Here is a 14,770-nt window from a genome sequence, read left to right as displayed (position 1 = left end):
ACGCGTCGACCCCCTTCCGCCCGTGCCCAGCGCTCGCAGCAGGGCGGATGCCCCCGACGTGGCACCGCGCGCGACGGGTTGCGCATGGGGCGTGCGGGGCGCGCGTGAAGCTTGGCTGTTGGGCTGCTTAAGAAAACCTCGATGGACTCGGCGCCCTCGGCTCGGCAGATTGGTGATCAGCAGGATCGGCCGAAGTCGGTGGCCGGTCGCCCTCTCCGTACGCCGGGAGCCCCGCCCATGAAGGCACTTGTCAAGCAGCACGCCGAACCCGGACTGTGGCTCATGGACGTACCCGAGCCGGAGACCGGGCCCGGCGATGTGCTGATCAAGGTCCTTCGCACCGGCATCTGCGGCACCGACCTGCACATCCGCTCCTGGGACGGCTGGGCGCAGGGCGCCGTCAAGACCCCGCTGGTCCTCGGGCACGAGTTCGTCGGCGAGGTCGCCGCGATCGGCTCGGACGTCCAGGACATCGCGGTCGGCGACCTGGTCAGCGGCGAGGGCCACCTGGTCTGCGGGAAGTGCCGCAACTGCCTGGCCGGGCGCCGGCACCTGTGCCGCTCCACCATCGGTCTCGGGGTGGGGCGCGACGGCGCGTTCGCGGAGTACGTGGCGCTGCCCGCCTCCAACGTCTGGGTGCACCGCACCAAGGTCGACCTGGACGTCGCCGCGATCTTCGACCCGTTCGGCAACGCCGTGCACACCGCGCTGTCGTTCCCGCTGGTCGGCGAGGACGTGCTGATCACCGGCGCGGGCCCGATCGGCATCATGGCCGCGGCCGTCGCCAAGCACGCCGGAGCGCGCAGCGTCGTCATCACCGACGTCAGCGAGTCCCGGCTGGACATCGCCCGCAAGGCCGGGGCCACCCTCGCGCTCAACGTCGCCGAGCACGACATCGCCCACGCCCAGCGTCAGCTCGGGCTCAAGGAGGGCTTCGACATCGGCCTGGAGATGTCGGGCCGCCCGGAGGCCATGCGCGACATGGTCGCGAACATGACGCACGGCGGCCGCATCGCGATGCTGGGCCTCCCCGCGCAGGAGTTCGCGGTGGACTGGGCGAAGATCGTCACGTCGATGATCACCATCAAGGGCATCTACGGACGCGAGATGTTCGAGACCTGGTACGCCATGACGGTGCTCCTCGAAGGCGGTCTCGACCTCAGCCCCGTGATCACCGGCAAGTACGGGTACCAGGACTTCGACGCGGCCTTCGACGAGGCCGCCACCGCGCGCAGCGGCAAGATCATCCTCGACTGGACCGCCTGAGCCTCCGGCCCCGGGCCCAGGTTCTGTGGCCCTCGGCCAAGCCTCCCGGGCCAGGTCCTGTAGCCCTTGGGCCAAGCCCCGGGCCGGCCCCCCTGGCCCCCAGACCGGAACCCGCCCCGCAGGCCAGACCCCGACCCGCAGGCCAGACCCCGACTCGTAGGCCAGGACCGGCCCCCAGTCCCGCCCGCCTCCCGCCCCGCCCCGCCCCGCCCTAGGAGCACCCCGCATGTACGAGAACGTCCGCAACGATCTGCAGAAGACCCTTGACGAGATCAAGGACGCCGGCCTCTTCAAGCCCGAGCGCGTCATCTCCACCCCGCAGAGCGCCTCGGTCTCCGTGCCCTCCGGCGACGTGCTCAACTTCTGCGCCAACAACTACCTCGGCCTCGCCGACCACCCCGAGGTGATCGCCGCCGCCAAGGACGCCCTGGACCGCTGGGGCTACGGCATGGCGTCGGTCCGCTTCATCTGCGGCACCCAGGACGTCCACAAGGAGCTCGAAGGCCGCCTCTCGGCGTTCCTCGGCCAGGAGGACACGATCCTCTACTCCTCCTGCTTCGACGCCAACGGCGGCGTCTTCGAGACGCTGCTCGACGCCGAGGACGCGGTGATCTCCGACGCCCTCAACCACGCCTCGATCATCGACGGCATCCGCCTGTCCAAGGCGGCCCGCTTCCGCTACGCCAACCGCGACATGGCGGACCTGGAGGCCAAGCTGAAGGAGGCGTCCGGTGCGCGCCGCCGGCTGATCGTCACCGACGGCGTGTTCTCCATGGACGGTTACATCGCGCCGCTCCAGGAGATCTGCGACCTCGCCGACCGCTACGACGCCATGGTCATGGTCGACGACTCGCACGCGGTCGGCTTCACCGGCCCCGGCGGCGCCGGGACCCCGGCCCTGCACGGCGTGAGCGACCGCGTCGACATCATCACCGGCACCCTCGGCAAGGCCCTCGGCGGCGCCTCCGGCGGCTATGTCGCGGCCCGCGCCGAGATCGTCGCCCTGCTCCGCCAGCGCTCGCGCCCGTACCTGTTCTCGAACTCGCTCGCCCCGGTCATCGCGGCGGCCTCGCTCAAGGTCCTGGACCTGCTGGAGTCGGCCGGCGATCTGCGCGAGAAGCTTGCCGCGAACACCACGCTCTTCCGCACCCGGATGACCGACGAGGGCTTCGAGATCCTGCCCGGCGAGCACCCCATCGCCCCGGTCATGATCGGTGACGCCGCGGAGGCGGCCCGCATGGCCGAGCTGCTCCTGGAGCGCGGCGTGTACGTGATCGGCTTCTCGTACCCGGTCGTCCCGATGGGCGCGGCCCGCATCCGCGTCCAGCTCTCGGCCGCGCACTCCACCGAGGACATCGAGAAGACGGTGGCCGCGTTCGTCGAGGCCCGGGCCGCGATGAAGGCCTGACCCGCGGCCGAGCCCGCGCCCTGCCCGGCCGGCCCGGGCCCCGCCCGGCCACCCGGCCCGGGCCCGCGCGGGCCCGGGACCCCGGCCGCCCCCGCGCGGCGACGTCCGCTCGGCGGGCGGGCGACAATGGCGGGGTGATCGACCCCCGCCGGCTCCGCATCCTGCGTGCCGCGGCGGACCACCGTACGGTGACCGCCGCGGCAGCAGCGCTGTATCTGACCCCGTCCGCCGTCTCCCAGCAGCTCGCGGCGCTGGAGCAGGAGACGGGGCACACCCTGCTCACCCGCAGCGGCAGGGGCGTACGGCTCACGGCCGCCGGGGAGATCCTGCTCGCGCACGCCAACGCGGTCCTGGCCCAGCTGGAGCGCGCCGAGGCCGAGCTGGCCGACTACGCGGGCGGCGCGGCCGGCGAGGTCACCGTGGCGGGCTTCGCCACCGGGATCGCGGAGGTGCTCGCCCCGGCCATCGCGCGGCTGCGTGAGACACATCCGGCGATCCGGGTCCGGGTCCGGGACGCCGAGGGCGACGAGGCGCTGCCCCTGGTCCTGGACGGTGAGGCGGACCTGGCGCTCGCCGTCGAATACCGGGGCGCGCCCCGCGAGGACGACAGCAGGCTCGCGCGCGTGCCGCTGTACGCCGAGCCCTTCGACGCCGTGCTGTACGCCGCGCACCCCCTGGCCCAGCATCCGCAGGTACCGCTCTCCGCGCTCGCCGACGACGACTGGATCGGCCCCTACCCGGGCAACCCCTGCCACGACGTGATGCTGCTCGCCTGTGAACTGGCGGGATTCCAGCCCGAGTTGGTGCACTCCTCGGACGACTTCCGGGCCGTGGTGGCGCTGGCCGGAGCGGGGGCCGGGGTGGCGCTCGTGCCGCGGTCCGCGCTGCGGGGCATGGAGCAGAAGGGGACGGTGGTCCGTCCGGTGGCGGGCCCGGCGGCGACCCGGCGGGTGTTCGCGGCAGTACGCAGGGGAGCGGAGCGGCACCCGTTGTTCAGCCCCGTCCTGGAAGCCCTGGCCGAGGCGGCCCGCGACCTGCCCACCGACTAGGAGCCCTGGCCGAGGCGGCCCACGAAGGCCGGCGCGCTACGCTCCGGCCCAGGCCGGCGCCGTGCCCGTCAGCTGGCAGACCACCAGGTACAGCGGGATCGGCGGGGTGTAGGGCGTCGGGCCCTCCGGAAAGTTGATCAGGCGCGGCCGTTCGGCGCCCGGGACGACCGCGCCCGGCGCATACCGCACCGGCCGGGGCCAGGACAGGTCCTGGTCGGAGCCGGCCGGCACGATCCACCACCACCAGTCGGCGGAGGCGAAGACACAACCGGAGCGCGGCAGCCGTGACAGCAGCCGGAAGCCGTGGACGGCGGGTACACCCACCGCGTCCCGGCCCAGCGCCGCCGGTCTGACCGACGGCAGCGGCGTGCCGTCGTCGGGTCGAGCGGCGGAGCCGCCGGGCCCGGGCACACCGTGCGCACCCCCACTGCGCACGGGGCCACGGGGCCCGGCGGTTCCGGACCCATCCGGTTCCGGGCCCTGTCGCCCGGACCGGGGTCCCCAAGGAAGCTTTTCTCTCAGCACGGGCGGCCCGCCAGGCCGGGCCCGCCGTGTGCGAGCTCGGCCCAGACGATCCGTCCGGGGCCGTACGGGGCGTCGTGCGAGCCCCACGCACTGCTCACCGCGTCCACGAGCAGGAGCCCGCGCCCGCGTTCTTCGTCGTCGTGCGAGTGGCACAGCCGCGGTCCGGCCGAGCCGCAGCCGTGGTCCCTGACTGCTATCCTCAACGCCCTGTGCAGATCGGTGAGTTCACACAGTATGTGGTCGCCGCCCGTGTGCACGACGGCGTTGGTGACGAGCTCGGAGATCACCAGCGAGGCGGTCTCGTGGAGCTCGTCGTGGTGCCCCCAGCCGGTCAGCATGTCCCTGCTGCGCCGGCGTGCGAGCGACACGGATTCGGTACGGGCCGGCACGTCGAAGGCGTACCGCCGGACAGCGGTCCCGGAGCAGGCGCCTGTGAGCCGGGGGACGAGCGCGTTACCAGGAGCCACGACCGGAATCCTCACAGTGGGGAGGCGGAGCCCCGCACCGCCTCCCCCAAGGCTGTGCACGACCACCGCATGTGAACTGGTTCACCGCCCTACCATGTACCCGCGGAGGACACTTGGCAAGGGGCACTCTGAAAAATGCAGAGTGCCGTTCTCCTCTCTGCAACGACGTGGCACACTGCTCGCAACAGCGCGTGGGGAGGTCGTCGTGAGTGAACCCCGGTCCGCCCCGACCGTGGGCCAGGTCGTGCTGGGCAGACGCCTGCAGGACCTGCGCGAGCGGGCCGGTCTCCGCCGCGAGGAGGCGGCCAAGATCCTCCGGGTGGCCCCGGCCACCGTCCGGCGCATGGAGATGGCCGAGGTTTCGCTCAAGATCCCCTACGTGGTGCTGCTGCTCCAGGCGTACGGGATCGGCGAGGCGGAGGCGGAAGGTTTCATCGCCCTGGCCGAGGAGGCCAACAAGCCGGGCTGGTGGCAGCGCTTCCACGACATCCTGCCCGACTGGTTCAGCATGTACGTCAGCCTGGAGGGCGCGGCCTCGCTGATCAGGTCGTACGAGCCGCACTTCGTGCCCGGGCTGCTGCAGACCGAGGAGTACGCCCGCCACGTCATGCGCAGCGGCGCGCTCGGCGCGACCAGCGAGGCGGACATAGAGCGGCACGTGGCGCTGCGCATGGAGCGCCAGTCGCTGCTCACCCGGGAGGACGCCCCGCGCCTGTGGGTCGTCATGGACGAGACGGTGCTGCGCCGCCCGGTCGGCCCCCCGCAGGTGATGCGGGACCAGATCGACCGCCTTCTGGAGGCCTCGACGCTCCCGAACGTCACGGTTCAGCTCGCCGAATTCGCCTCCGGACACCACCCGGGGACGTACGGGCCCTTCGTGCTCTTCCGGTTCGCGGTGCCCGAGCTGCCGGACATGGTCTACAGCGAGTACCTGACCGGCGCCGTCTATCTCGACGCGCGCCCCGAGGTGGCGACCCACCTCGAGGTCATGGACCGCATGGCGGCCCAGGCCGCGACTGCACAACGCACGAAGGAGATCCTCAAGGATCTCCGCAAGGAGCTGTGAATGGATCACATATACGACGGCGGGCCGGCCGGCGGGCACATCTACAACGGCATGCCCGCAGCCCTGCTCGGCGCCGACGGCTGGCACAAGCCGTGGAGCGGCGGCAACGGCGGCAATTGCTTCGAAGCGATGAAGCTCGCCGACGGCCGGGTCGCGGTGCGCCAGTCGTCCGATCCCGAAGGCCCCGCGCTGATCTACACCCCCGGCGAGATCGCCGCCTTCATCCAGGGCGCGAAGTCCGGCCAGGCGGACTTCCTGCTGACGTGACGTCAGCCGGGCCGGCCCCCGGCCCGCCCACCCGGGTGCATGCACCGAGCCGCAGCAACCCGCATCCCAACTGCCTTAATTCCCCCACCTGTTCACTGACCTTCATCCCCATGGAGCGCACATGACCGGGCAAGACCGTACCGCCGTGACGATCGACACCAGCAAGCCCCATCCGGCCCGGGTGTACGACTGGTTCCTCGGCGGCAAGGACAACTACCCGGTCGACGAGGCGCTCGCCCGGCAGCTGCTCGCGCTCGACTCGCGCGGCCGGGACATCGCACGGGTCAACCGCGCCTTCATGCACCGCGCCACGCGCTGGCTCGCCGAACAGGGCGTACGCCAGTTCCTCGACATCGGCACCGGCATCCCCACCGAGCCCAACCTCCACCAGGTGGCCCAGGGCACCGCGTCGGACGCCCGCATCGTGTACGCGGACAACGACCCGATCGTGCTGCGGCACGCGGAGGCCCTGCTGCGCTCCACCGCCGATGGCGTCACCGAGTACATCCAGGCCGACGTCCGCGAGCCCGAGCGCATCCTCGAACTCGCCCACGGCACACTGGACTTCGACCGTCCGGTGGCGCTCTCGCTCATCGCGCTGACCCACTTCATCGGCGACGACGACGATGTGTACGGCGTCGTCGACCGCCTCCTCGGCGTCCTCGCGCCCGGCAGCTATCTGGTTCTGTCGCAGATCACCGGCGACTTCGACCCGCAGAGCGCGGCCCGGGCCGTCGAGCTGTACAAGGAGGGCGGCGTCACGCTGCGTCCGCGCACCAAGGCCGAGGTCACCCGCTTCTTCCACGGCCGCGAACTGGCCGAGCCGGGCGTGACGCTCGCCGCCGCCTGGCACCCGGAGCTCGGTGAGGGCGCGTCCGAGGGCGACGACGTGATCCCCGTGTACGCGGGAGTCGCCCGCAAGGGATGAGGCCTTCGGGCGCGGCCGGGAGGCCGGCCGCGCCCGGCCGCGTCACCCCAGGTCGAAGACGTTCGGCAGGCCGAGCCGGTGGCGCAGCCGGTCGGTGCTCTTGAGGAAGTCCAGCTCCGGCGCGCTGTAGAGCGGGGTGACCGTACAGCGTGCGGCCTTCGAACCGGCCCTGTCCATCAGGGCGTTGGCGGCGAGACGGCCCGAGGTGTTGGCGCCCTCCATCGTGGCCAGGTCGATGGGGACGGCGACGTAGTCGCCCGCGAGATAGAAGTTGGGGATCCTCGTGGCCGCCGAGGGGCGGTTGTGGAAGGTGCCGGTCGGGTGGATCAGGAGCTCGTCCTCGTTGCGCGGGTCGGGCGTGCCGGTGCCGGAGACGCCCGGGTCGAGGAACCACGAGTGCAGCCGGGAGTCACTGAGGACCGTCCTGCCGGTGTCGTTGAGCGCGGCCTTCAACTGCGCCCACACCTCGCGCGCGATCTCCTCGCGCGTGCACTGCTTGGCCGTCTTCCCGTACAGGATGCCGGGCTTGTCCCACTCGGAGATGTCGACCGACAGGCAGTCCGCCACCGAGCCGTCACCGTAGACGGCGGCGAACGGGTGCTGGGGCCAGTGCTCGGCCTGGGCGATGGCGGTCAGCGACCACGGCGAGTCGATGCAGTCGAGGTGGCCGTGCACGGTCTCGGGCCGCTCCGTCAGATAGAACTGAATGCCCGTCATCCAGTCGGTGCGCAGCTGGTCGCAGCGCGCCAACTGCGGGTCGGCCGCCCGCATCGCCGCGCTCCAGGTGGGCCGCGCGTGCTCGACGGGCAGCGCCGAGACGTAGTGGTCGGCGGTCACCGTCCGTACAACTCCGCTCCCGTCCTCGACCTGAACACCCGTCACCTGACCTGCCGCATAGGTGACTTCGCGTACGGTCCAGCCGACTTTGAACTCGACGCCGAGTGCGCGCAGCCTCGTCACCCACGGGTCGATCCAGGCCTCGTTGGTCGGTGCGTTGAGGATCCGGTCGAGCGGGCCGTCCGCGCCCCGGCCGAGCGCGTTGAACACGAAGGCTTCGAGCAGGCTGCCCACCGTGCGAGTGCTGGCCTCCTCCGCCTTGGTCGCCACGATGTTGCGGGTCACGCCCACGGCGAGGATGCGCTGGTAGTCGTAACTCATCTGCGCGGCCCGGGTGAACGTCCACCACGGCACCGACTCCCACTGGTTGTCGCGGCGTTCGGGGCAGCTGGTGAGGAAGACCGCGAGCCGGTCCACGAAGTAGGCGATCTCGCGGGCGGGCAGCCGCTGGAAGGTGCCGAGCACGCCGGTCAGGGCGCGGCGGATGTCGTCGAGAGTGAGCGGCTGGGGGGTGCCCGCGCCCGGCATCGGCAGCCGCAGGTCTTCCTGGCCGGTCCGCGCGAACATCATCTCCTTGGGCGCCACCAGGTTGTCCCACACGCCGTTGGCGTTGCCGGGGAAGGGGATGCGCCGCATCGTGTCCGGCAGGTTGTGGTAGATGCCGGGGATGAAGCGGAAGCCGTGCTCGGCGGGCAGGGGTCTGCGCCCGCCCTTCGCGCTGTCGGGCACGTCCATCGAGCGGGCCTTGCCGCCGAGTGCCCGTCGTTCGAAGACCGTCACGCGGAACCCGCGCTCGGCCAGTTCATGAGCCACCGTCAGGCCGGCCACCCCGCCGCCGAGTACGGCGACGCTCGTGCCGCCGGCCGCACCGGCCCCCGTGCCGGCGGTCGCCGCGCGGGACGCGGCCGAGGCGGCGGGCGCCGACTCCACTCCCAGGGCGGCCGCCGCGCCCGCCGCTGCCGTACCCGCGACAAATGTCCGTCTCGTGCTGCCCGTGCGCGCCACAGTGCTCCCTATTACCGGTGGTAACGGTCACGTCCGGCGCAGGAGCATACGGTCGGCCCGTCCATCCCGGAAGACGGATCGGGCCCTCGACCCAGGGCGATTACGAGACGAATTCCGCGTCCCCGTAGCGGACTTGGGCGCTCTTCCAGTCAACGCCGAGTGAATGGGTGAACCGCCGGGCGAGCGGCAGGTCGGCGACGGGCGCGATGAGGACGAGCCGCCCGTCCAGGGTGACCGAGCCGCCGCCGAGTACCTCGCGCGCCTTCGGGTCGGCCACCAGGGCGTCGTGCAGCCGGGCCACCGAGATGCCGGGTGCCTGGATCTCGACCGCGTCGGTCTCCGGCGACGTCCGCGTCAGACAGCGGAAGGTCAGCACGGACTCCTGGTGGTACTGCTTGGCGATGACGGCGGCGATGTGGTGCAGGCCCGCCCGGTTGAAGTGCGCGACATCGAACTCACGCGAGCGCTCGTACGTGGTCTGCCGCAGTTCGCCCGACCAGAAGACGCCGTCGAGCAGTGTCGAGGGGCCGGGCAGCGCCCCGTTGGCACGGATGATGCCGCGCACCTCGCGGTCGAAGCGGGTCAGCCGGGTCCTGAGCCGGGGGTCGGCCGGGTCGGTGATGACCGCGGTGTTGGGGGTGGCGAAGACGTCCGCGGACGGACAGCCCCGCCCGGCCGGCGCCGCGGCCCCCGGGAGTCCGGCACCCGCCACGTCCGGGGTACGCGGGCCGCCCGCGCCTGCCGTGTTCGCGGTGCGCGCGCCGCCCGCGCCTGCCGTGTTCGCGGTGCGCGCGCCGCCCGCCCCCGCCGCTTCCGCGCTGCCCGCGCTCCCCGCTCCTAGGGTCAGGACCCCGACGGCCACCAGAATCCGCAGCCTCCGCTTCATGCCTCAACTCCCTGCCCGATGACGTGCTGTGCTGTGCTGCGCGCCGGGCGCAGAGCGATCACCGTAGGGGTCGTGGCGCAGGGTTAACGGTGGTAACTCCACGTATGGCCGATAGTGGGCGATGGTCGGCTACGCGTATGGGGGAGTGCGGCATGCGGCACGGGTGCCTCCGCCGATGCCGGGGTGCCGGCGCCGGGGCGGGTCATCGGCCGGCGGTTCACTGGCCGCGCCAGATGTTGTCGAAGGCGGCGTCCTCGATGCTGCGCCGCTGGCGCACGGCGGCCAGTTCCGTGACGGCGTCGTCCACGGCCGTCACCACGGTCACCACGGTGTCGCCGGCCAGGGCCGCGAGCGCCTCCGGCCCCTCGGGCCGGTCGAATCCTTCGAGCCCTTCGAATTCTTCGGGTCGTCCAGGCCCTTCGGGACCTTCCGATCCTTCAGGTCCTTGAGGTCCTTCGGAGGCCTGGTCGCGCAGCCGCGCGGCGACCGCGAGGGCGGCCAGGACGGGTTCGCCCGAGGTCCACCGCTCGACCGCGGCCCGCCGGTCCGGCGAGTCGGTCACCGCCGCCCGGCCGGAGCGCAGGGGGATCCAGCGGTGCTGCTCGCGGGTCACCCCGCCGTCCGTCTCCAGAGCGGCGAGGTACTCCGCGTACAGGCCGCGGCCCCGACGCCAGAGCCAGTCCTCGACGGACTCGTACGGCTCCTGCCGGACGAGGGCCGCCGCTGCCTGACTCAACTGGCGGTCGTTCAGGCCGCTTTGAGGAGGTCCGGGGACGATACGGTCCCCGTCCAGGGTGAGTGCGAAGGCGTCGGCGAGGTCGAGCAACTCGGCTCCGGCGAGCGCCAGTGACAGGTCGCCCTGCCCGACGGAGTGGGCGCCGGTGGTGGTGTCCATGCTGACGATCAGCAGGTCCCGTGCTGTGGTCATGTCGCGTTCCCTGTCGAAGACGTGGTGGGTGCGGGGCGAGGTGCGGCCGGGTGCGGGGCGCTCGTTCCGAGTGGGGGCCGCGGTGAGCGGGTGGGGCGCCCCGGGGGCTGTGGTCTTCCCCGCGCGGTGCTGGAGGGGCGTAGGGGGACCATGGCATGCGGGCATCTTAGGGAGGTTGCGCGGCGCCGCGGCAGAGGGCGCTCCAGGGCTGGTGCGGGGCGGTGCCGGAGTGGTCGGCACGGGGGCGGGAGTGGTCGGCGCGGGGCGGGGAGCGGTTGGCGCGGGGCGGGCCCGGCGGGCTGTGGTCAGATAGGGGCATGTCCCGTCGCACCCCGCGCCCCGCACGCCCCGCCGTCCCCACGTCCTGCCCCTGCGGGCTGCCCGCCGCGTACACCGAGTGCTGCGGCCGCTACCACTCCGGCGCTGCCAAAGCGCCGACCGCCGAGGCGCTGATGCGCTCACGGTTCAGCGCCTTCGCCGTCCAGGACGGGCCGTATCTCCTGCGCACCTGGCACCCGGACACCCGCCCGGCCACCCTCGACCTCGACCCCGGCATGCGCTGGACCCGGCTTGAGATCCTGAACACCACCGACGGCAGCGCCTTCCACTCCACCGGGACGGTCACCTTCCGCGCGCACTACACCCACGGCGGCGAGGAGGGTTCCCTCCATGAGCAGAGCCGGTTCTCGCGGGTGGACGGCGCCTGGGTCTATCTCGACGCGGTGTTCACGGACTGAGTGGTTCCGTACGGTCTGCCGGTGCGTGAACTGCCCAAGTCGCTTGCGACGGGCGGGGGTTGAGGACGGTTCGGCCGCCGGGTCGGCCGCGCGCGTGGCCCGGCCCCGTACCGATGCTCGCGGGGCGACCCGCTGCTCAAGGGGCGACCCGCAGCTCGCCGCACCGACTGCCGCTGCGGCGGCAGTCGCTCAGGAGGCGAGCGTCGCTCCCGTCGTCACCCGCGCCGGGGGCAGCCCGTTCGCCAGGTCCTCGGCCATCAGGCGTTTGGCGATGGCGTCCGCCGCGGCGCGCAGTTCCGCGCTGCGCGGGCGGCCGCGGTCCTTCTCCAGCTGTTCGTTCAGCCAGTTCGACCAGGACGCGGTGATCGCGTCGACCTCGCGCTCACCGGCCGCGGTGTGCGAGAAGTACGTGCCCTCGCGGCTGAGGTAGCCCTCTTCGACCATCCGCTGGAACACCGGCACGAGCACCTCCGGCGGCACGTGACGGCGCGACGCGATCAGGCCGAGGCTCGCGTGGCCGACCGTGCGCGTGTGCTGCTCGACCTGCATGACCGCCCAGGCGCCGGCCACGTCGAGCCGGGTGTCGGACGATGCCACGATCCGCCGCGCGGTGCTCATGTCGGCGTTGCGGACGATCTTGCCCACGGCGAGTTCGAGCACCTTCGCGGAATCGCCGGTGGTCGGCTGGGCGAAGCCCTCGCCCATGTCGGTGGAGGCGGACCGCGCGGTGTCGCGCAGCTCGACCTGCTTGAGGAACAGCGCCACCAGGAAGCCCACGGCGGCGACCGGCACCGTCCACAGGAACACGGTGTGGAGGCTGTCGGAGTACGCCTGCACGATGGGCGCGGAGGCCTCCGGCGGCAGTTGGTGCAGCCCGGCCGGGGACTGCGCGGCCGCCGCGAGCCGGGCCGGGTCACCGCCGCCGGCCTTCACGGCGGCGGCCACGCCGTCCTGGAGGTTCGGCCGCAGGGTGTTGGCGTAGATGGTGCCGAAGACGGCGGTGCCGAACGAGCTGCCGAGCGTACGGAAGAAGGTGACCCCGGACGTCGCCGTCCCGAGGTCCGCGTAGTCGACCGTGTTCTGCACCGCGATGGTGAGCACCTGCATGCACAGCCCGATGCCGAGCCCGAGCACGAACATGTAGAGCGATTCCAGCCAGGCCCCGACGTCCGGCCCCATCAGGGAGAGCAGATACAGGCCCGCCCCCATCACCAGTGCGCCGACGATGGGGAAGATCCGGTACTGGCCCGTCTTGCTCACCACATTGCCGCTGAAGACCGACGCGATGAGCAGGCCGACCACCATGGGCAGGGTGCGTACCCCGGAGACGGTCGCGGAGTCCCCGTCGACGTACTGGAGGTAGGTGGGCAGGAACGTCATGGCGCCGAGCATCGCGAAGCCCACGATGAAGCTGAGCACCGAGCACACCGTGAAGACGGGGTTGCGGAACAGCCGCATCGGCAGCATGGGCTCGACGGCGCGGGTCTCCGCCCAGCAGAAGAGCGCGAGCGCGATCAGGCCGCCCGCGAACAGGGCGATGATCGTCGGTGAGCCCCAGGCGTACTCGTTGCCGCCCCAACTCGTCGCCAGGATCAGGGCGCTGGACCCGACCGCCACCAGGCCGATGCCCAGGTAATCGATGACGGGCCTGCCGGCGGAGCGGATCGAGGGGATGTTCCGGGCCGCCGCGATCACCACCACGATGGCGATGGGTACGTTGACGTAGAACGCCCAGCGCCAGCTCAGATGGTCGGTGAACAGACCGCCGAGCAGAGGGCCGATGACGGTCGAGACGCCGAACACGGCCCCGATCGCGCCCTGGTACTTGCCGCGTTCGCGCAGCGGGATCACATCGGCGATCAGCGCCATCGCCGTCACCATCAGCCCGCCCGCGCCGATGCCCTGAAGCGCTCTCCAGGCGATGAGCAGCGTCATGTTGGTGGCGAGGCCGCACAGGAACGAGCCCGTGATGAAGATGATCGCGGAGACCTGGAAGACGACCTTGCGGCCGAACAGGTCGCCGAACTTGCCGACCAGCGCGGTCGCGACGGTCTCGGCGAGGAGGTAGGACGTGACCACCCAGGACATGTGGGCGGCGCCGCCGAGGTCCGAGACGATGGTGGGGAGCGCGGTGCCCACGATCGTCTGGTCGAGCGCGGCCAGCAGCATGCCGAGCATGATCGTGCCGAACACGATGTTCCGCTGCCGGACATCGAGCACGGGTGGCGCGGACACGGGTGCTGTCTCGCTGGCGGTGGTCACACTGGCACCCTCACACCGCCCCTGGTGGGGCGCATGCCGTGTCGGCCGGGAGGGTGAGGGGGTCTGCGGGGTCGGGTTGTGCTGTGGCCGGGGGGTCTGAGAGCGCTCTCACGCGCCCAGCACGACATCCGTCCCCACCGGCTCGGTGAGGGGGAGGACGGGCGCGGGGGCGGTACGGCGCAGCCGGGGCAGTGCGGGGACGGAGGCCATGAACACCAGGGTCGTGATCACGAACGGCCAGGTGAAGGCGTGCCCGCCCGCCGGCGCGGAGAGCGCGTTCACGGCGGGCCCCAGGACCGTGGCCACCGCCGCCCCCACCACCGCGAACCCGAGGCTCCACCGGTCGGCGGCGAGCAGCACCCCGCACAGGGCCATCGCCACCAGCACGGCGTTGTAGCCCATGGTGCCGTCCACGATCCGGGCGGTCGGGGCGCCCAGCGCCCAGGCGGTCACCACGCCGACGGCACTGCCGACACAGGCCATCGCCCCCGCGGTCCGGCTGGCCGCGAAAATGCCGGCAAGCAGGATCAGGCCGACGTACCACTGCGGCATGAGGAAGATCTGCGCGATGTTCGCGAGGAACGCCTTCCCGATGTCGTCGACGGCCAGCACCACGGATCCCTGGGCGGCGCGGCTCAGTTCGGCGGTCGCGGGGCCGCCGTGCCAGACCCGCTCGAAGCCGGGTGCCGCGATGGTCATCGCGCTGGCCATCAGGCAGAACGGCAGCGTCAGGGTGGGCAGTCCCCAGCCGCGCAGCAGCGTGGTGGCGGCGGCGGTGACCACGGTGACGACCGCGCACCCGCCCGCCGCCAGAGCCATCGTGGAGGGGTGGCCGGGGCCGAGGAACACGGCGAAGCCGACCGCGACCAGGCAGGCGTTGAACCCTTCGAGCCCGGCGGACACCCTGCTGCGGTCCACCCCGAGCAGCTGCGCGGTGCCGGTGCCGATGGCGGTGCCGATCAGTCCGTAGAGCCCGTACTGCCAGCCCGCGGCGAACAGCGCGACCGTGAAGATCACCCCGGTGAGAGCGCTCTGCATGAAGTGCACCTGTGCCTGGCCGCGCAGTACGTGCACCGCGAAAAGCCCGCCCCGTCCAGCGCGCGGCATCCGCACCCGAACCTCCCCCTGAGAACCGTGAA

The 14,770-nt window shown here is 72.1% G+C and carries 14 protein-coding genes; 7 read left to right on the top strand and 7 right to left on the bottom strand.

Annotation, left to right across the window (positions count from 1 at the left end):
• Nucleotides 1–237 precede the first annotated feature (237 nt).
• The 3 genes from tdh (at nt 238) to ACGF3I_RS07715 (ending at nt 3,723) form a co-directional block, all read left to right on the top strand.
• Nucleotides 238–1,266, top strand: a complete 1,029-nt coding sequence (gene tdh, locus ACGF3I_RS07725) for an L-threonine 3-dehydrogenase (RefSeq protein ID WP_393129692.1) — start codon at nt 238–240, stop codon at nt 1,264–1,266.
• 226 nt (nt 1,267–1,492) lie between these two features.
• Complete coding sequence (locus tag ACGF3I_RS07720; protein ID WP_393129691.1) at nt 1,493–2,674, top strand: glycine C-acetyltransferase; 1,182 nt, start codon at nt 1,493–1,495, stop codon at nt 2,672–2,674.
• Nucleotides 2,675–2,808: 134 nt separating this feature from the next.
• Entirely contained in the window at nt 2,809–3,723 is a 915-nt protein-coding gene (locus ACGF3I_RS07715; protein WP_393129690.1) for a LysR family transcriptional regulator, read from the top strand.
• Between the two features lie 36 nt (nt 3,724–3,759).
• On the opposite strand, the gene ACGF3I_RS07710 is transcribed toward ACGF3I_RS07715, so the two are convergent.
• Complete coding sequence (locus ACGF3I_RS07710; protein WP_393129732.1) at nt 3,760–4,086, bottom strand: hypothetical protein; 327 nt, start codon at nt 4,084–4,086, stop codon at nt 3,760–3,762.
• Between the two features lie 155 nt (nt 4,087–4,241).
• Entirely contained in the window at nt 4,242–4,715 is a 474-nt protein-coding gene (locus tag ACGF3I_RS07705; RefSeq protein ID WP_393129689.1) for an ATP-binding protein, read from the bottom strand.
• Between the two features lie 205 nt (nt 4,716–4,920).
• On the opposite strand from ACGF3I_RS07705, the gene ACGF3I_RS07700 reads away from it, so the two are divergent.
• The 3 genes from ACGF3I_RS07700 to ACGF3I_RS07690 all read left to right on the top strand — a co-directional run bounded on the left by ACGF3I_RS07700 (nt 4,921) and on the right by ACGF3I_RS07690 (nt 6,976).
• Complete coding sequence (locus tag ACGF3I_RS07700; RefSeq protein ID WP_393129688.1) at nt 4,921–5,781, top strand: helix-turn-helix domain-containing protein; 861 nt, start codon at nt 4,921–4,923, stop codon at nt 5,779–5,781.
• Nucleotides 5,782–6,048, top strand: coding sequence for a DUF397 domain-containing protein (locus ACGF3I_RS07695; RefSeq protein WP_393129687.1), 267 nt, complete (start codon nt 5,782–5,784; stop codon nt 6,046–6,048).
• A gap of 121 nt (nt 6,049–6,169) precedes the next feature.
• Entirely contained in the window at nt 6,170–6,976 is an 807-nt protein-coding gene (locus tag ACGF3I_RS07690) for an SAM-dependent methyltransferase (RefSeq protein WP_393129686.1), read from the top strand.
• 42 nt (nt 6,977–7,018) lie between these two features.
• Here ACGF3I_RS07690 and ACGF3I_RS07685 read toward each other — a convergent pair whose 3' ends face one another.
• The 3 genes from ACGF3I_RS07685 to ACGF3I_RS07675 form a co-directional block, all read right to left on the bottom strand.
• Entirely contained in the window at nt 7,019–8,818 is a 1,800-nt protein-coding gene (locus ACGF3I_RS07685) for an FAD-dependent oxidoreductase (protein ID WP_393129685.1), read from the bottom strand.
• 100 nt (nt 8,819–8,918) lie between these two features.
• Nucleotides 8,919–9,704: a hypothetical protein gene (locus ACGF3I_RS07680; RefSeq protein WP_393129684.1), complete on the bottom strand. Its 786-nt coding sequence runs from the start codon at nt 9,702–9,704 to the stop codon at nt 8,919–8,921.
• Between the two features lie 217 nt (nt 9,705–9,921).
• Nucleotides 9,922–10,632 (bottom strand): GPP34 family phosphoprotein, encoded by a 711-nt coding sequence (locus ACGF3I_RS07675; RefSeq protein ID WP_393129683.1) that lies wholly within the window; start codon nt 10,630–10,632, stop codon nt 9,922–9,924.
• Between the two features lie 317 nt (nt 10,633–10,949).
• Between ACGF3I_RS07675 and ACGF3I_RS07670 the strand changes: the two genes are divergently transcribed.
• Nucleotides 10,950–11,369: a YchJ family protein gene (locus ACGF3I_RS07670; RefSeq protein ID WP_393129682.1), complete on the top strand. Its 420-nt coding sequence runs from the start codon at nt 10,950–10,952 to the stop codon at nt 11,367–11,369.
• 189 nt (nt 11,370–11,558) lie between these two features.
• On the opposite strand, the gene ACGF3I_RS07665 is transcribed toward ACGF3I_RS07670, so the two are convergent.
• Both ACGF3I_RS07665 and ACGF3I_RS07660 read right to left on the bottom strand, forming a co-directional pair.
• Nucleotides 11,559–13,631, bottom strand: a complete 2,073-nt coding sequence (locus ACGF3I_RS07665; protein WP_393129681.1) for an MDR family MFS transporter — start codon at nt 13,629–13,631, stop codon at nt 11,559–11,561.
• Between the two features lie 108 nt (nt 13,632–13,739).
• Nucleotides 13,740–14,738, bottom strand: a complete 999-nt coding sequence (locus ACGF3I_RS07660) for an urea transporter (protein WP_393129680.1) — start codon at nt 14,736–14,738, stop codon at nt 13,740–13,742.
• Nucleotides 14,739–14,770 lie beyond the last annotated feature (32 nt).

Origin of the sequence: Streptomyces sp. NPDC048111 (genome assembly GCF_043202815.1) — a bacterium.
In the GTDB taxonomy this organism is placed as follows: Bacteria; Actinomycetota; Actinomycetes; order Streptomycetales; family Streptomycetaceae; genus Streptomyces.
Note: the sequence above shows the minus strand (reverse complement) of the source record. Positions and strands in the feature narration are given on the sequence as shown.